Consider the following 18,734-nt stretch of genomic DNA (forward strand, 5'->3'; position numbering starts at 1 on the left):
ACAAATATTCAGCTAATGCAAAAGATCATTATTACGGGAGGCGCTGGTTTTATAGGCTCACACGTGGTGCGCCGCTTTGTTAAAACGTATCCAAATTATACTATTATTAATTTAGATAAATTAACTTATGCAGGTAACCTCGAAAACTTAAGAGACATTGAAAACGAGCCGAATTACCGGTTTGTAAAGGGCGATATTGTTGATCTTGAATTTATAAATAATCTTTTTTACACCGAAAAGCCGGATGCTGTAATACATCTTGCGGCGGAGTCGCACGTGGATAGGTCAATAACTAGCCCGCTTGAGTTTGTAATGACAAATGTGGTAGGTACCGTTAACCTATTGAATGTTGCTCGTGAAAGCTGGAAAGGACGTTATGATGAAACCCGTTTTTATCATGTATCAACAGATGAGGTTTATGGTACTTTAGGAGAAGATGGAATGTTTACCGAGGAAACCGCTTACGATCCGCATTCGCCATACTCGGCATCAAAAGCCAGTTCTGATCATTTTGTAAGGGCTTACCAGGATACATACGGACTAAATGCCGTGATATCAAATTGTTCAAATAACTACGGCTCTTTTCACTTTCCGGAGAAACTGATTCCGCTGGCGATAAACAATATCAAACAAAACAAGCCCGTTCCTGTATATGGTAAGGGAGAAAACATTCGTGACTGGCTTTGGGTAGAGGATCATGCAAGGGCGATAGATCTTATATTTCATAAGGCTAAAGCAGGTGAAACCTACAACATTGGCGGCCATAACGAGTGGAAAAATATAGACCTGATCAATTTATTGTGTACGATATTGGATAAAAAACTGAACCGAGGGCCCGGTGAATCGGCAAAGCTGATCACCTATGTAACAGATAGGGCCGGTCATGATCTGCGTTATGCAATAGATGCGTCAAAATTGAAGAACGAATTGGGTTGGGTGCCCACAATAACTTTTGAAGAAGGGCTGGAAAAAACCGTAGATTGGTACCTTGCCAATGAAGAATGGTTACAAAATGTTACATCAGGAAATTACCAGCAATATTATAAAGGGCAGTACACTAACCGGTAACTATGTTTGGGTTATTTAAAAAGAAAAAAGAGCGTAAGGAAATAACCTTCAACTATGAATCAATAATGGTTGATATGCACTCGCATGTTTTACCAGGCATTGATGACGGTGCAAAAACCCCGCAGGATTCAATTATACTTATTCGTAAGATGATGGAACTGGGGATAAAAAAGATTATTGCCACCCCCCACGTTATGATCGATTTTTACCGGAACACACCAGAAACCATCGCGGATTCCCTGGAGATACTAAAAGCGGAATTAAAAAAAGAAAATATAGATATACTTATTGAAACTGCTGCAGAGCATTATTTTGATGAAACGTTTGAAGAGCGCGTGAACGATAGAAAATTAATGACAATGGGCGATAATTACGCGCTGTTCGAGTTTTCTTTTATAAATAAACCGCCCAACGTTATACCTGTAATACAAAAAATGAACGATATGGGGTATAAACCAATTTTGGCCCACCCCGAAAGATACCCGTATATGGATCTTGAACAATACAAAAATATACAGGGCTGGGGATGTAGCATGCAATTGAATACCATTTCGTTAACCGGCTACTACGGCAAAGATGTAAAGAGGCAGGCTGAGATGCTTGTAGATAATAACCTGATCGATTTCATATCAAGCGATATGCACCACGAAAAACATGCCCTGGCGTTAAAAGATGCGCTGCGCACCACTTATGTCGAAAAACTTCTTTTTGATACCCCGCTGAAGAATACACTTCTTTTTTAAGATAAAAGAGCAGGGACGTTCAGACGAAGGACTGTCAGACAAAGGATAAAAAGAATAAAGAGCAAAGACACCCGATAGAGGTGTCTTTTTTATTTTAGGTGTTTTCTACCCCGACTCAACTGAACCTCTGGCATTCTTGAGTCCTTTGTCTGACAGTCCTTCGTCCGAACGTCCTTCATCTCGTCCAAAAATCCTTCCTCCAAACAGTTGCAATTTCAAAAGATAATATATACTATTGTGTTATGTTGACGCAATGGTGTTATTTGCTGTTAATAAACAAGTTATAACCAATTATTAAAAACAACTTTTTAACCTTTAATCATGAAAATAAGCTACAGCTTTAGTGTTGCTATTGTAATAATGTGGGCTGCCGGAAGTTTTAACTCCACGGCACAGGCTCAAAGTAAAAAACCGCCGCTTCAACTAAGCGCAAACAATGTTAAGCAGATAGTTGCTGCGATGACGTTAGAAGAAAAATCAAAGCTGGTTGTGGGTATGGGCTTTAAAATGCCCGGTATGCCGCCGCCGGTAAAAGGAAAAAAGCCAGAGTCGATAGATATTGGAGGCTTCAAATTGCCCCCATCAGATCCCGATGCGTATAATATTCCAGAGAAAGTTCCGGGTGCCGCCGGCCGGACACACGGTATTGACCGTTTGGGAATACCCTCCATGACGGTATCTGATGGACCAGCAGGATTACGTATCGAGCCTGTTCGCAACGACGATAAATCAAAAACGTATTATGCTACCGCTTTTCCGGTTGCAACACTGCTGGCCAGTAGTTGGGATACCGAACTTGTAAATAAGGTGGGAGTAGCTTTCGGTAACGAGGTGCGCGAATATGGCGTGGATATATTATTGGCGCCAGGTTTAAACATTCATCGCAACCCGCTTGGCGGCCGTAATTTTGAATATTATTCAGAAGATCCGCTGGTTGCCGGTAACATGACGGCGGCAATTGTACGAGGCGTGCAATCAAATGGCGTAGGCACCTCAATTAAGCATTACGCGGCTAATAACCAGGAAACAAACCGTAACTCTATCAATACAATTGTGAGTGAAAGAGCCATGCGCGAACTTTATTTGAAAGGTTTTGAGATTGCTGTAAAAAAATCGCAACCCTGGACGGTAATGTCGTCATACAATAAACTTAACGGCACATTTACTTCACAAAGGCGGGATCTTCTTACCACTGTCTTAAAAAACGAATGGGGCTTTAAGGGGTTTGTGATGACCGATTGGTTTGGAGGGCAAGATCCTGTAGCGCAAATGAAGGCCGGGAACGACCTTATTATGCCAGGTAGTCCCAGCCAATCAGAAGCTATTGTGGCTGCCGTTAAGAGCGGCGCGCTCGATATAAAACAACTGAATGCGAATGTGGAACGGATGCTGAATGTAATTATTAAATCACCATCGTTTACAAAATATAAATATACTGATGCTCCTGATCTTGAAGCTCATGCCAAAGTATCGCGCGAGGCAGCAGCCCAGGGTATGGTTTTGCTTAAAAATGAGGATCATGCACTACCATTTCTTCCGGCAAAAAGGATAGCAGTATTTGGTAATACAAGTTATGATATTATTGCTGGAGGCACAGGCAGCGGCGATGTTAACAAAGCTTACACCATATCGTTAATGCAGGGCCTGGCCAATGCCGGATTTAAATTGCAGGAAACCTTATCTAAAAATTATGGCACTTATCTGGCCGATATGAAGTTAAAACAACCGAAACCTAAAAACTTTTTTGACCACCCGGCTCCTATCCCCGAAATGGATGTGAGCGGCATAGTAGCAGATGAAGCAGCTGGCGCAGATGAAGCCCTGATCACTATTGGCAGAAACGCCGGCGAAGGTGCAGACAGGAAACTGGACGGCGATTTTTATTTGAATGATGCCGAAAAGGGCCTGATCAAAAATGTAGCTGCCGCATTTCATGCAAAAGGAAAAAAAGTAATCGTTGTATTAAACATAGGTGGTGTTATTGATGTTGCCAGCTGGCGCGATGACGTAGATGGAATATTATTGGCATGGCAACCCGGCCTTGAAGCGGGTAACGCTATTGCGGATATTCTGGGTGGTAAGGTAAATCCATCGGGCAAACTGGCTACCACTTTCCCAATGGACTATAAGGATGTACCATCGGCAAATAATTTCCCAGGTACACCAGTGGAAAAGCCGGAGTCTGTTACTTACGTGGAGGGCATCTACGTGGGTTATCGTTATTACGATGCAGCTAAAGTTAAACCGGCATATGAGTTTGGCTACGGTTTATCGTACACCAAATTTAGATTCAGTGATCTGAAGTTGAGCTCAACCGATTTTACGAAAAGCGTTAAAGCAACTATCACCATTAAAAATACCGGCGATATTGCAGGTAGAGAAGTAGTACAGCTTTATATCAGCGCCCCTAAAAAAGACCTGGATAAACCCGAGCAGGAGTTAAGGGCATTTGCCAAAACCCGTTTACTGGCAGCAGGAGAATCGCAAACCATGACCTTTATTATAAAAGCAGCCGACCTTGCATCTTTTTACACCAACAGGCAGGCCTGGATTGCCGATGAAGGTAAATACGAGATCAGGGTAGGCTCTTCGTCAAGGGCGATAGAAGAAAAAGCATCCTTTAAACTGGCCAAAGATATTACTGTTGAAAAAGTAAACAAAGTATTAACACCGCAGGTTACTATTAACGAAATGAAATTAAAATAGAGCCGGGGAAAGAGCCAGGAGATTAGAAGCAAAAGAAAAAACGCTTTAAATTAAGCCTGAAACCCTATCATTATAATGCCTTTGCAACTTAAGTTGCAAAGGCATTTATAGGTACAAAGCAACCATAAATACACATCAACCAGTATAAACTTCATGGCAAATCAATTAAAATTTATTGCGCTGCTATCGCTGCTGCCAGCTATTGCTGCCATAGCTCAAGTCAAATGGACAGAAAAGACAACCGGAGATATTGTTTTTGTAACCAATACGGGTGGGCAGCAATTGGGTTATTCTACCACATCGGGTGTTAAAATATTAACCGTTGACGGCCTGGCTTTTAAAGATCTGAATAAGAACGGCAAGCTGGATAAGTATGAAGACTGGCGCCTGCCGGTTGATATACGGGCGAAAGACCTGGCATCAAAAATGAGCGTTGAGCAAATTGCAGGGTTGATGCTGTATAGCAGGCATCAGCCGATACCTGCCGCACCTGCAGGGCCTTTTAAAGGAACCTATGGCGGGAAGATATTTGCCGAAAGCGGCGCTAAACCATTCGATTTATCTGATCAGCAAAAACAGTTTTTAGAAAAAGACAATGTAAGGCACGTGCTGATTACTTCGGTACAAAGCCCAGAGATTGCCGCCCAATGGAACAATAAAGCACAGGCCTTTGTAGAAGGCTTAGGGCTGGGGATTCCAAACAATAATAGTTCCGATCCTCGCCATGGAACTGTTGCCACTGCCGAGTATAACGCCGGAGCAGGTGGTGCAATTTCCATGTGGCCCGGATCATTGGGGTTTGCCGCTACGTTTGATCCAAAGATAGTAGAGAGCTTTGGCCACATCGCTGCCTTGGAATACAGGGCATTGGGTATTGCTACGGCCTTATCACCGCAGGTTGATATAGCTACCGAGCCCCGCTGGACGCGTGTAAGTGGTACTTTTGGTGAGGATCCACAGCTATCTGCCGATATGGCGCGTGGTTATATTGATGGTTTTCAAACTTCAACAGGCGATAAAGAAATTAATGGCGGCTGGGGTTATGGTAGTGTAAATGCCATGGTAAAACACTGGCCGGGTGGTGGCGCCGGGGAAGGTGGCCGCGATGCGCATTATGGCTATGGCAAATACGCGGTTTACCCCGGCAATAATTTTAAGCAGCATTTAATCCCCTTTACTGAGGGCGCTTTTAAGCTGAGCGGCAAAACCGGGATGGCCGCGTCAGTAATGCCTTATTATACTATATCATTTAACCAGGATCTAAAGAACAAAGAGAATGTAGCCAATAATTACAACTCCTATATTATCAATGATCTGCTTCGCAAAAAATACAAATTTGATGGTGTGGTGTGCACCGATTGGCTGGTTACCGGTGATGAAACTGCGGTCGATGTTTTCCTGTCGGGAAAATCATGGGGAGTAGAAGGGCTATCCGTAGCACAGCGTCATTATAAGGTTTTGATGGCCGGGGTCGATCAGTTTGGTGGCAATAACGAGGTTGCCCCCGTTGTGGCCGCTTACCAGATGGGTGTAAAAGAACATGGCGAGCCTTTTATGCGGGCAAGGTTTGAGCAGTCGGCTGTGCGGTTGCTGAGGAATATATTCAGAACAGGGTTGTTTGAGAATCCTTACCTGAATATTGAAACTTCAAAAACGACAGTGGGCAGCCCCGGGTTTATGAACGCAGGCTATGAGGCGCAGCTTAAGTCGATAGTAATGCTGAAGAACAAGGCTAATATTTTACCGCTGCAAAAAGGCAAAACGGTGTATGTACCAAAAAAATTCACCCCGGCCGGGCGCAATTTCCTGGGAATGGAAACACCTGAAAAGCTGGAATACCCGGTGAATATGGAAACGGTAAAAAAATATTTTAAGGTAACCGAAAATGCCGATGAAGCCGACTACGCTTTAGTGTTCATTAACAGCCCAAACAGTGGTGGCGGCTACAACAGCCAGGATGCCAAAAGCGGAGGGACGGGCTATGCGCCTATCAGCCTGCAATACAGCGAATATACAGCTACTGATGCACGTGCAACCAGTATTGCCGGAGGCGATCCGCTGGAGAAATTTACTAACCGTACCTATAAAGGCAAGTCGTCAACAGCGATAAATATTAGCGATCTGGGGATGGTGAATGATACCTATGCTAAAATGAAAGGCAAGCCGGTTATCGTTTCGGTAAATATGGCCAACCCCATGGTGTTCTCTGAATTTGAAAAAAATGCGAATGCTATTGTGGTTGATTTTGGTGTACAGGGCCAGGCTACGTTGGATATTTTGACCGGGAAAACCGAACCATCGGCATTGCTGCCATTGCAAATGCCTGCCGATATGAAAACCGTGGAGCAGCAGTTTGAAGATGTGCCGCATGATATGAAATGCTATACCGACGACCAGGGCCACGTTTATGATTTTGGTTATGGGCTAAACTGGAAAGGCATAATTAATGATGCCCGTACCGCAAAATATAAAAACAGCAGCAAAAAGCCTTAGATTTATACACCCATTATACACGTCAATAGATATTCTCTATATGAAAAATTGTTTTGCATTGCTTTTGTCGATATTGATTGGTTGTTCATTTGTGTTTGCGCAAACGAATCTGCCCGATGTGGTTAATACCAATACCGGTAAGGTATCAGGAAGTGTGAATTCGGATGGAAGCGTCCACATATTTAAGGGAATTCCTTTTGCGGCTCCACCAATTGGCGATCTGCGTTGGAAGGAGCCTCAGCCGGTAGCTCCATGGGCAGGTGTTAAACTGTGTACCGCGTTTTCGGCAAGCCCGATGCAGGGCAGGCCCAATGAGTTTGGCGTTTATACCCGTGAGTTTTTGATTCCTTATGAGCCAATTAACGAAGATTGCCTGTACCTTAATATTTGGACGAACGCCAAATCATCCGAAGACAATAAACCGGTGTTGGTTTATATCTATGGTGGGGGTTTTGCATCTGGTGGGGCGGCTGTGCCTATTTATGATGGAGAAGCAACGGCCAGGAAAGACGTTGTTTTTGTGGTTATCAATTACCGTGTTGGTATTTTCGGGTTTTACTCACACCCCGAACTCACCAAAGAATCGGGCCATAAGGCTTCCGGTAATTATGGTTTGATGGATCAGCTGGCAGCCCTGAAATGGGTAAAGCAAAACATCAAAAACTTTGGTGGCGACCCCGGGAATGTTACTATAGCAGGCCAATCTGCCGGCTCTATGAGTGTGAATTGTTTAGTTGCATCGCCCTTGGGAAAAGGCTTGTTTCAGAAAGCCATTGCCGAAAGCGGCGCCAGTTTTATAACCGGTCCGTTTGGCGGCACCTCCCTGCAAAAAGCTGAGGAAGAAGGCGTTAAGACAGCCAAATCTTTAGGGGCAAATTCCATTGCCGAAATGAGAAACAAACCGGCGGCCGAACTGGTTAATAAAGCGCAAGGGAGACCAATAGTTGATGGCTATGTATTACCTGCGACAATAGGCCAGGTTTTTGCTGAAAATAAAGAAAACGATGTGCCCTTGCTAACCGGATGGAATGAAGATGATGCTTTTGTAGGTAAGCTCAAAACAGCCGAAGATTATAAAAAACAAATAGCGGCGCAATATGGCAATAAGGCACCCGCTTTTTTGCTGCACTTCCCGGCCGGCACAGATGCCGAAGCAGAAAGATCGCAGATCAATATTAACCGCGATCAAATTTTTGGCATACAAAATTATACCTGGGCCAATGTGCAAAGTGCCAAAGGCAAATCAAAAGTATACGTGTACCGCTTTACCCGTCGCTTGCCCGCAACGGCCGATTTTGTAAAATATGGAGCCTTTCATACCGGCGAAGTGGCTTATGCTTATGATAACCTTAAGTTTTTGAACCGTCCCTGGGAACCTGTAGATCAGCAGTTGGCAACAACCATATCAACGTATTGGGTAAACTTCGCCAGAACGGGCAATCCTAATGGTAATGGATTGCCGAACTGGCCGGCATACAATACTCACGACAACCAGGTAATGCTACTGGGCGAAAAGCCCGCTGCAAAATCTTTGCCTGATAAGGCGGCGTTGGATTTTATGGTTAACCAAATGAACGGCAAATAGGTTATCTGCCAAAATAGTAGCTAATAGTGACAGCTTTTTATTTGTGCGGGTGAAAATACATTATCATTAAATTCTCATAAAAAAATTTGATAGTTTTTATCCCTCCTGGTGAATAGCCTTTACCGGGCTGCCACGTTTTAAGTCTTTTTTTAAGAATGAAATTATTTTATTCCCGGTAGGCTCTTAACGGCGGCTAATAACCCTGCCTCACTTGTGGCATTTACATTAACCAGGTAAAACCGCTTGTTGTATTTAGCTGCTGCCCATCGCCATTCAAATTGGCTGATGGTTTTAAGGCTTCCATTATCAAACCACCAGGCAGCGTATATCTTATCTTTGCCTTTGGTAAGGACTCCAGTATAAACCTCAAGGTCATTGATGGTTTGTTTGCGAATGCTGGTAAAGCTGTAGCCGCAGCCCCGCCAGCAGATCATGGGGTTGTGTTCGGGACCATAAAAAGGGGTTGGCTTCAGGTAAACCAAGGCATTAGCGTTTTCAAATTTGATCACGCCACTTTCAAGTATTTCTTTTTTATAGCCTTTGAGCGCTATGCTATCCGCGCTTTGATTACTCAGCTCGTCCATCGTTTTCAGATTAAAGGCAATGATGATGAGCATCATCGCAAATATTAAATGAACTACCGGATACCTTACTTTGTCGGGAATCAGCTGAATGATCTGGTAATGACGTGGATTCTTTTCAATTTTAGCAGATCGTTTAAGATATAAACCGGATAGCCATAGCAGCGGTAATATTACGTAGATCAGTAAGCAAACGATGCCTGTAATATCATGAAACATATTGCCTGCGGGTATTTTAAAAAGGACCAGCAACATAATACGGCAAAGGTTACAGACAATATTTAAGGCAAAGGTGAGAGTCAGTAACAGTACCATTTTTATAAAACCTAATTGTTTTACTGTTTGCCGCTGGCAATGGGCTATCATAAACAGGCAAATAATGAGCGACATACTCAGCATATGCAAACCTGCACAGGCCTGATCTACCGAAAATACTGATTGGTTAAATTCAATAATATTGCCAGATGCATGTGCCGTAATACCGGCCATGGTTAAAATATTAGCTACTGTCTCGCTCAGCCAAATCCTGATTGGGAAGCCGACGGCATTGCTGATATACGCAAACATGGGAGATATAAGCAACAACAAAAAAAACAGAACCGGACTTATTTTCCCCTTAAAATTCTCGAAAAACAGCAGTGCAGCAAGCAGCAAAGCCACAAACAAGGTGGTTTTAACCGGGAAAATAAGTCCGGTTATGCCAAACACCAAGGCAGGCAATAGGTACCGCATAGAATAGTCACCAGATTTTACCCGGCAGATGTAAGGTGCCATGGCCAATCCCATTAGCATATCTGCGTTCCACAAAAAATAAATGGAAAGTAGTTTAACAGCGAGAGTGATGTACACCAGGCGGCAACCGATTATCAACAAACGGTTGCTGCTCAATTGGGGACCGCAAAGCGGAAGTTTAAATATCCTGCTTAGCATATTTGGCCCGGTATACTAAAAAGTTAACAACGGCAATGGCTATCAGCACCAACAGCCATTCGCCGGGCTCAGGTACAGCGCCCGATGATTTCATAGAGGCATTTTTAAGACCATCTTTATTTTCATCGATACCAAAACGCTGGTAATCCTGCTGGGTTTCTAAAACGATCAGGCTGGATACCGGCGAAGCGATATAAGCCTGTTCGGCCTCTTTAATAATGTCTGGCCGTACATAGGTTTTATCAAAATAATGCGGCCCAACCTTTTTCAAGATATCGTTATAGGCAAACAAACGCAGCAGGTGATCGGGTGCTTTACTGTTTGCAGTATAGGTAGTTTGCTCAATGATCAGTCCCGATTGATCCAATACCACATGTTTTTCATCTTCCTGCGAAAGCAGGAATTGATTCTTGTGGAGGTTTACCAACAGTTGCTTTAGTTCCCCCGTTTCAGAAGTAAACACCCGCATCTCCTTTAATGCTTTTAAATAAGGCGTAAGGTTTGTGCCGATATTGAATAGTCGAATGGGTTTGGCGGCGGACAGGTAAGTTGTTAATCTTTTCTGAAATTCAGAGTCATCCAGATCGTTTAAGTTTGGGGCGGCCCCGGGGCATTTGGTGATCAGTAATGATGTCTGTGGATCCTTGATTTCATTTACCGGGAACAGGCTGAAATTTAATTTAACGGCTCTCTTAAAAACATCAGCCTTATTTTCGGAGCTGAGTTTTTTTAGTTCCCCATCATAGTAGTATACCTTTTTTGTTTTGATGCTTTCCCAGATCTTATCAAATTCATTCCCTGTCCAGGAGCTATTTAGGTCGAGGTAAACAACTTCCGGGTTGAAGCCGGCATACCGGACTTTGTAATCCATCAGTTTATAACCCGATCCGGCAAAGGTGAAAGGCTCATTGGCAAGCGGTGGCGCCATAAAAGAGATCGCCTCATCAGGTTCATATTTCCTGTCGGCAGTAAAAACGCCCTCACTTAGTTCATCAAAACCCGGCAGGTTAAATAATGCCGGTTTTTTTGAAAAGGCTACCTGGATTGTTTCTGTTGCCTCATTAGATGGCGGTCCATCAAAATAGATACTTTCGTAAATCAGCTGGTCGCCTTGTTTTCTTAGCGGGCTGGTAATCCCTATCCTGAACTTCCGGTTCTCGGTAGCGGTACATGGGAAAATTCTTGCACTTACCGTATTCCCTTCTTGCCAGTGTATAACAGACGGGTCATGCATCTCAATCCCAACCACTGTTTTGTAAGCCGAATCTGCCCGTGCTTTGGTAGTTAATCTCGATTTTGCCTCTTTGCCATCTATCCAAAGTGATAAAGAGCTAATTACCGAACCTTCGGGCATATGAAAAGTATAGATCGCTTCCTTCTGGTTCCAGATAATATCAGTCCCCGCATTTTTTACAAACAGGGTTTTTTCGGTATAAGCCAATCGATATTCGGGGAATATTTTAACATTTGTAACTACAGATGCGGTTTTTAATTTGTCGCCACTCCATAGCCTTTCCTGGGCCTTATGCCTGGCATCGTACATGGCTTCCAGTATTTTAATACGTTCGTGCTCCGCCAGGTTAGTTTGGCCGCAGAGCAGGCTTGCCATCACCACTAACGGATCGTGCTTTAAAGGCTCATCAAATGAGGCTGAACGGATACCGCCCCAAAACCAGTTATCCTGTAGGTTGGCGGTTTTGTAAACCAGGTTCGCTTTTACAATTCGCTCGGCTATAGCATTTTTAGGAATATTTTGGCTGATAACTACCCAGGAAGGTAATTTACCTTCGGATAGAGAATTATGATTAATAGTCAGGTTCACCTGCCTGTTGATGCTGCTCCACTGCCAAATAAATAGTGAACATGCAATAACAGGAACCAATACACCGCCGGCAAGCGCCACTTTTAACCCCCGGCTTTGCCCAATGCAGCGCTTAATGATAATAAAAGTTGTAATAGCTAAAGCAGCCGGGGCAAAAACATGAAGAGATATCCCAATAGCTATTGCCGCCAGCAGGCCAATAATGTACATGGAGGTAAGATAAACGCTGTAATAAACAAACAACACAAACGCGGTACCGAGGAAAAACATCACCACATGTTTAATCGCGTTGTTTAAATGTTCCATAAATAAAGCAAGCATTACAGCGATACATGAAATGCAGATAACAGCACAAAGCCAGGGTACCGAATTGTCAAAAACATTCATACATCGGTTTAGGGCAAATGCGCTGATGAACCATAGTATAAAAAGCAGCGCCCAGTAAGTCAGTGGTTTCGGCTTTTTGGTGATCACCAAAAAAAAGTAGATGACAGAAAGCAGGTAATTGCCGCAAAAGATGCCGAATGCGGTGCCATCGTTTAAGTCAAACAAGAAGAGGTCGGTAATAAAAAACAGTGCGGCCGATATAAGTATAAACACCAGGCCGGCTTTTATTACCGTGTCTTCAGGGAAAATTGGTTTAAATGATTTCATTTTTTTGTTTTTAAAAGAACTTTGTATTTCAAAGCAAATGAGTAAAAAAATTATAGTTTCTGTTGTTTTATTAAATTTTCAAGGGCCAGCAAATGCAGCCTGAAGGCAGCGCGCCCTTTCTCTGATGCCAGGTAACGGGTGTTGGGTTTGCGGCCGATAAAGCTTTTTAGCACCTGGATGTACTCTTCTTTTTCCAAAGCTTTCAGGTGTGATGCCAGGTTGCCGTCCGTCAGGTCGAGCAGATCTTTAAGCGAATTAAAATCATAGCTTTCATTGGCAACCAGTACGCTCATAATTTGCAGGCGAATACGGTTTTCAAAGGCTTTGTCAAATTGTTCTAATGAGATCTTCACTTATTGTATTTAAAATGCATTACAGTACCGTAAATAATGTGGAGTAAGCCAAAACCTATCGTCCAGAATATTAAGCCATAGCCGGGCATTAATGCGCAAAGCAAACCTAATAAAATCTCCAATATTCCCAATCCTTTTACCATCGAATAGGTGTAGTGGCTACCCGCAACCAATGCCAGTCCGTAAAAAATAAGGGTAGCCGGCGCAACAATGCCATAGTAACCACGGTAGATCAAAATAAAGGTGAACAGGCCACCACTGATCAGCGGGATTGCCATATTAATGAGCAGGCGCTTGCTGCCGGTATTCCAAAATGGCTGCCCGTGTTTTTTTGCGTTCCTGGCAGACAGCCAGATGCAGGTACCGATGGATAGGGCTAATACAGCAAAGGCTACAATAAATAATTGAGTAATTACATCGATATCTTTGCGTAAAAGGCCATTGCTTTCATTAGTAAGTATCTCATAACCGATGCCCGCCCCTATAATAGCGTAAATGCCGGCCATTACGCCCGAAAGCCCGCTAAGGGAAATAAATTTGGCCGAACGCTCCATCAGGTTGCGGATGGAACTTAATTCGGCATGAATGTCTTGATCTTTCATTAAAAGCACTTTGTTTTTCAAAGCTATGAAATTGTTTTATAATTGCAAGGGGCGGTGAAAAGATTTTGTTATCAGCTTATTTCGATTATATAACGTATTTTTAGTTTTAATTAAACGCCTTATCCTCAATGTTTCTTGCAATTGCCATACTTGCTATTTATGCAGCGGTTTATATAACAAGCCCTTTGATAACCGTCTTTCACGAATTAGGACATGCTTTTGCTTATTTGGTTTTAACCAAACCAGATAATATTGATGTGTTTATTGGTTCATATGGTAATACAGAGACGTGGTTAAAATTTAAAATAGGCCGAATACACTTCTACATTAAGCCATCTTACCCTTTTATAAGAGGTAAAGGAATGTGTAGAAGTAATAAGGATGAAGGGAATTATATAAGTAAAATTATAATTTTACTTGCCGGGCCGTTATTTACAGTTTTAATGGCCTTTCTTATTGGATTTATTGCTCTTAATACGAATGTTCATGGCTCGGTTAAATTATATTGTTTTGCCCTTATCATATGTTCTGTTATTAGTTTATATGTAAACCTGACGCCGCGAAAAATAAAAAGGGTTAACCTGGATAACGACGGAGAGCAATTGCTTTTTACGATAACGAACCGAAAAGTTTTTTCTGCTTACGTTGCAGCTAATGAAAAGCTCAGAAGTGGCGAGTCCCAAACATCTGCAGATATGTTTCTTAAGATAAATAACCTTTGTCCTGGGCAGGAATCCTTTTTACGCCCGCTTATCACTTCATTGTTACTTGTAAAGAATCTTAAACAAGCTGAGGAATATCTTATCCAATTAGCTAAAATAACGGAATTTGATATTGAAGACCATCTAAACCTTGGCTATATTCAATCAGTAACAAACAGGCATGAAGCTGCCATTAAAAATTACAGAGAGGTATTGGCCATAGACGGAAACAACCTGTATATGCTTAATAACCTGGGTTATGAACTTGCATTAAAAGGGGAGTATGAGAAAGGAGAAGAACTTCTTGAAAGGGCTATAATACTAGACCCGCAGTTTGCTGCACCATACTGCGCCTTAGGCTATTTAAAATTGCAGACAGGCAGTTTAGATGATGGCAGGCTATTGGTTGAAAAAAGTATAGCGCTTGACCCCAACTATGCGTATGCTTATAAACATCTTGGCCTGTATTATTTAAGAGTATTCAACAAAGAGGAAGCTCTAAAAAACTTCAATAAAGCCATAGCGTTAGATACGACTATTGATTTAGCCGCGTTTATGCTCGAGGTCGAATTGTTGTAACGGGTACATCACAATAAACTATGCTTTAATTGATCGGATATTGGGACGCCTTACCTACCTTTACTATTGATGCAATGTCACATTTCATAAATAGTATTTTAAAGAAATGAAAATGCGATAACTTTATTATGATAAACCATAACTACCGGTCTGCATAATATGATAGCCAATGTTATAACACCTTCTGCCGCGTTAACGCCATACATCAGGAAATACCTGGTCATAGAGAGTGCCGAAGGTAGTGCAAACCGGGTATTACCCGATACATCGCTGGTGATGGCTTTCAGGTTTAAGGGCGATGTAAATTATACAAGCGATGGGGTCGGGAGCAAACTTCCATCAGCCGTGATCTCTGGGTTAAGAAACTCCGCCCGGATAATTAATTACTCACAAAACTCGGGGACTATATTGGTTATATTTAAAGAAGCAATTGCTACAGCTTTATTTAAAGCGCCGGCACATGAGTTATTTAATAACAGCCTCCCGCTTGATAACCTCTTTGCCAGCCAGGATATATTGCAAATTGAAGAACAATTGGCGGGGGCAACAGGAAACGCCCAACGCATTTTTTTGGTCGAAAACTTCCTGCTGTCGCATTTAATAAACATCGCCCCCGATAAACTCGTTTTGGCGGCTGTACAAAAAATAGATTCGGATAAGGGGCATACTAAAATAAAAGACCTTGCCAATTCACTCTACATCAGCCAGGATGCTTTTGAAAAACGGTTCAGGAAAGCAACCGGGGCTTCACCCAAACAATATTCGTCAATAGTCCGCATGAGAGCACTGGTTGGTAAAGGAATAACTAACCAAAGCCTAAGCGAAATGGCATATGCTGCAGGATATTTTGATCAGCCTCACTTTAATAAAGACTTTAAGCTATTTACAGGCCTTACTCCCACCGGCTTTTTCAAGTCGCCGCTTTTTTGGTAATCAATGATTTTTTACAAGGATTGATGTGCTGTTGTTGAGAGATTTGTATCAACAAACAACAACAATAATGAAAACTGTACAAGCAAGTATCTTCCGGCCATTTGTAAGTCTGCTTATACCAGGCATCTGTATCGCGCAGCCGGCTAAACAAATCTATCCAAAAACTAAAAACAAAGAAATTACCATGTCAGCAATTCAGAATAAAGAAATAGTACGAAATCTGTATGAGGAAGCCCTTAACAAAAGAAACTTTGAATCACTTCAAAACCTGGTATCCGGCGAGTACACCGGAGTTAGGGGAAACAAAGGCGTTCAAGCCTTTGAAGAGCCGGTCCTCGAACTTATTAAAGCGTTCCCGGATATCAGTTGGAAAATAGAGAACCTGCTTGCCGAAGATGATAAGGTTATGGTAAGCTGGAAATGGACCGGGACGCACAGCGGTCCGTTTCAAAACTTTGCAGCAACCGGCAAAACAGTTACCAATGACGGCATAGGTGTGTATACCCTTAAGAATGGTAAAATAACAAGCGTAATTATACAAACCAACCGACTTGGATTTTTACAGGAATTGGGTGTTGTGCCTGCGGACATCAGCAAGCTATCGGAAAAAAAGGATAACCCGAACCTGGTTTTTTTCATTGATAAATTTGTTGTGCCTGCCAGGGCCAAAGAAGAGTTTATCAACCGGGTCAATTACAACCGGGCTTTTATAAAAAATCTACCGGGCTTTATAAGCGACAATGCCTACGAGAGTATAGACGCGAACGGCAATATGTTGATAGCCACCATTGCCATTTGGGAAGATGAAACAGCGTTAAACAAAGCCAAAGAAGCCGTACAGGCAGAATATAAACGGATTGACTTCGATCCCATAGAAATGACTAAACGACTTGGAATTACTTTAGATAGGTCGATTTATAAAGCGCTTGACTAAGGCCCATTGTTAAATTTGCAGCGATGTACAGCTGTTGAATATTTTATCACTGCCGGATGTTTTTGGATAGCAGTTTAAGGACTTGCGAAGATTTAAAGCTCCGCAAGTCTGATTATCGATAGAATACGTAATTCTGCATTCAGAACCCCGCGAAGTTTTTATCATTCAGGGCAACAACACTCGTTCCATTATTGATTTAATTATATTTTCAGTATTTATTGAAAATATAAAATAAATTGTATATTTGTCTTGTTCAATTACAACAAACCAATGTACAATGAAAACGCTTAAAAATCATGTGGTGCTTTTTGATGCAGAATGCCCCATGTGCAGTGTATATACCAAAGCCTTTGTTAAAACCGGCATGCTGGATAATAACGGACGAGAGGCTTATCAAACCATACCCCAGGATACCTGCCCTGTTTATGACCGCCAGCGGGCAGTTAATGAAATAGCCCTTGTGAACCTTAAAAACGGCGAGGTTACTTATGGCATTCAAAGCCTGTTCAAGATCCTTGGGAATGCCTGGCCCGTATTTACTCCGCTATTCACATTCAAGCCATTTATTTGGTCGATGAGCATAGTTTATGCCTTTATATCTTACAACCGGCGGGTGATCATTCCGCCAACTAAGGAGGATGCCGCTTTTGCTTACCAGCCAGCCTTCAAACTCCATTATCGCATAGCTTTCCTGCTGTTTACCTGGTTTTGTACCGGGTTTATATTAACCCGGTATGCACATTTACTGTTGGGCATGGTGCCCCAGGGCAACGCATCCCGGGAGTACCTGATATGCGGCGGGCAGATCGTTTTCCAGGCTTTCGTAATCTGCACCTATGCCAGGGATAAGGTATGGGTCTACCTTGGTAACATGATGACCATCTCTTTCGCTGGTAGTTTATTGCTGCTCATCCCTCTGGCCATAAGCCATTGGTTTAAGCTGAATCCATTTATTTATACCCTGTGCTTCATGGGGGTTGCAGGATTAATGTTCCTGGAACATATCCGCAGAACAAAACTGTTGAACCTGGGTTGGGTAATGACCATCACCTGGGTTAGCTACCGCATTGTTTTATTAGTGCTGATCTTAAACTGAAATCATGAAAGCGTATAAAAAAATCGTGCTTGCCGGGGGTAACGGTTACCTTGGCACAGTACTGGCAAAATATTATAAAGACCTTGCCGACGAGGTGATTATCCTGGCCCGTAAACAGGCCCCTGCTATTGATAACATCCGCACCGTGGTTTGGGATGGCAAAACGGCGAACGGCTGGACCGTACAATTAACCCACGCCGATATGCTCATCAACCTGTGCGGTAAAAACGTAAACTGTCGCTATACTAAAAAGAATAAAGCCGAGATCGTCGCATCCCGCGTGGTCCCTACCAAATTATTGGGCGAGGTGATCCATAAAATGACCGATCCTCCAAAACTTTGGATCAACATTACATCAGCCACCATATACCGCCATGCCGAAGACCACCCGCAGGATGAGGCAACCGGAGAGATTGGTTATGGTTTCAGCATAGATGTTTGCAATATATGGGAAAGCACTTTTTATAAAAGCGAAACCCCGAATACCCGAAAAATCGCGCTACGTACGGGTATTGTGCTGGGCCGCAGCGACAGCGTTTTCCCGCGCCTGCTTAACCTGGTAAAAATGGCCATGGGCGGGAAGCAGGGCGATGGACAGCAATACTTAGCCTGGATACATGAGCATGATGTAGCCCGCAGCACTCAATACCTGTTGGATCATCCCGCCATGGAGGGTATCTATAACTGCACTGCCCCTTATGGAGAAAAGAACGCCGATTTTATGCGCATCATCCGCAAAGCTTACGGAATGCCGTTTGGATTACCAGCCCCGCAATGGCTGCTGGAAATTGGCGCCTTAGTTATCGGCACCGAACCGGAGCTGATATTAAAAAGCCGCTGGGTAAAACCTCAACGCTTGATGGATGCCGGTTTCACTTTTCAATATGAGAAAGCGGAGGCTGCTATTCATGATATTTTGAGTATCAGGGAGTAAATAAAATCCTGTCATTGCGC

General features: G+C 42.9%; 14 protein-coding genes. 10 read left to right on the forward strand and 4 right to left on the reverse strand.

The window, feature by feature from the left end; all coding sequences use genetic code 11:
- Positions 1–15: 15 nt before the first annotated feature.
- From rfbB to AC1DQW_RS05545, 5 genes are all read left to right on the forward strand, one after another.
- On the forward strand, positions 16–1,068 hold the full coding sequence (gene rfbB, locus AC1DQW_RS05525) for a dTDP-glucose 4,6-dehydratase (RefSeq protein WP_477453188.1): 1,053 nt from the start codon (positions 16–18) through the stop codon (positions 1,066–1,068).
- Between the two features lie 2 nt (positions 1,069–1,070).
- Positions 1,071–1,811, forward strand: a complete 741-nt coding sequence (locus AC1DQW_RS05530; protein ID WP_477453189.1) for a tyrosine-protein phosphatase — start codon at positions 1,071–1,073, stop codon at positions 1,809–1,811.
- A gap of 321 nt (positions 1,812–2,132) precedes the next feature.
- Positions 2,133–4,517, forward strand: a complete 2,385-nt coding sequence (locus AC1DQW_RS05535) for a glycoside hydrolase family 3 C-terminal domain-containing protein (protein WP_477453190.1) — start codon at positions 2,133–2,135, stop codon at positions 4,515–4,517.
- 153 nt (positions 4,518–4,670) lie between these two features.
- Positions 4,671–7,010: a glycoside hydrolase family 3 protein gene (locus AC1DQW_RS05540; protein WP_477453191.1), complete on the forward strand. Its 2,340-nt coding sequence runs from the start codon at positions 4,671–4,673 to the stop codon at positions 7,008–7,010.
- 40 nt (positions 7,011–7,050) lie between these two features.
- Positions 7,051–8,595: a carboxylesterase/lipase family protein gene (locus AC1DQW_RS05545; protein WP_477453192.1), complete on the forward strand. Its 1,545-nt coding sequence runs from the start codon at positions 7,051–7,053 to the stop codon at positions 8,593–8,595.
- 161 nt (positions 8,596–8,756) lie between these two features.
- Here the strand turns inward: AC1DQW_RS05545 and xrtN are convergent, their stop codons facing one another.
- The 4 genes from xrtN to AC1DQW_RS05565 are packed head-to-tail and all read right to left on the reverse strand — an operon-like array spanning position 8,757 to position 13,537.
- Complete coding sequence (xrtN, locus tag AC1DQW_RS05550; RefSeq protein WP_477453193.1) at positions 8,757–10,106, reverse strand: exosortase N; 1,350 nt, start codon at positions 10,104–10,106, stop codon at positions 8,757–8,759.
- Entirely contained in the window at positions 10,087–12,582 is a 2,496-nt protein-coding gene (locus AC1DQW_RS05555; protein ID WP_477453194.1) for an XrtN system VIT domain-containing protein, read from the reverse strand. Before AC1DQW_RS05555 ends, xrtN begins: the two co-directional genes overlap by 20 nt.
- Positions 12,583–12,632: 50 nt before the next feature.
- Positions 12,633–12,935 carry a winged helix-turn-helix domain-containing protein gene (locus tag AC1DQW_RS05560; protein WP_477401593.1) on the reverse strand — a complete coding sequence of 101 codons (303 nt, stop codon included), beginning with the start codon at positions 12,933–12,935 and terminating at the stop codon, positions 12,633–12,635.
- Positions 12,932–13,537: a hypothetical protein gene (locus AC1DQW_RS05565; RefSeq protein WP_477453195.1), complete on the reverse strand. Its 606-nt coding sequence runs from the start codon at positions 13,535–13,537 to the stop codon at positions 12,932–12,934. The genes AC1DQW_RS05560 and AC1DQW_RS05565 overlap by 4 nt, the downstream gene beginning before the upstream one ends.
- Before the next feature lie 227 nt (positions 13,538–13,764).
- On the opposite strand from AC1DQW_RS05565, the gene AC1DQW_RS05570 reads away from it, so the two are divergent.
- From AC1DQW_RS05570 to AC1DQW_RS05590, 5 genes are all read left to right on the forward strand, one after another.
- On the forward strand, positions 13,765–14,817 hold the full coding sequence (locus AC1DQW_RS05570) for a tetratricopeptide repeat protein (protein ID WP_477453196.1): 1,053 nt from the start codon (positions 13,765–13,767) through the stop codon (positions 14,815–14,817).
- Between the two features lie 159 nt (positions 14,818–14,976).
- Entirely contained in the window at positions 14,977–15,750 is a 774-nt protein-coding gene (locus AC1DQW_RS05575; protein ID WP_477453197.1) for a helix-turn-helix domain-containing protein, read from the forward strand.
- A 67-nt stretch (positions 15,751–15,817) separates the two neighbouring features.
- Positions 15,818–16,684: an ester cyclase gene (locus AC1DQW_RS05580; protein WP_477453198.1), complete on the forward strand. Its 867-nt coding sequence runs from the start codon at positions 15,818–15,820 to the stop codon at positions 16,682–16,684.
- 277 nt (positions 16,685–16,961) lie between these two features.
- Entirely contained in the window at positions 16,962–17,780 is an 819-nt protein-coding gene (locus AC1DQW_RS05585) for a thiol-disulfide oxidoreductase DCC family protein (RefSeq protein ID WP_477453199.1), read from the forward strand.
- 4 nt (positions 17,781–17,784) lie between these two features.
- Positions 17,785–18,714: a TIGR01777 family oxidoreductase gene (locus AC1DQW_RS05590; RefSeq protein ID WP_477453200.1), complete on the forward strand. Its 930-nt coding sequence runs from the start codon at positions 17,785–17,787 to the stop codon at positions 18,712–18,714.
- The last annotated feature ends 20 nt before the right edge of the window (positions 18,715–18,734 follow it).

The organism is Mucilaginibacter sp. P5_A4, assembly GCF_056400605.1.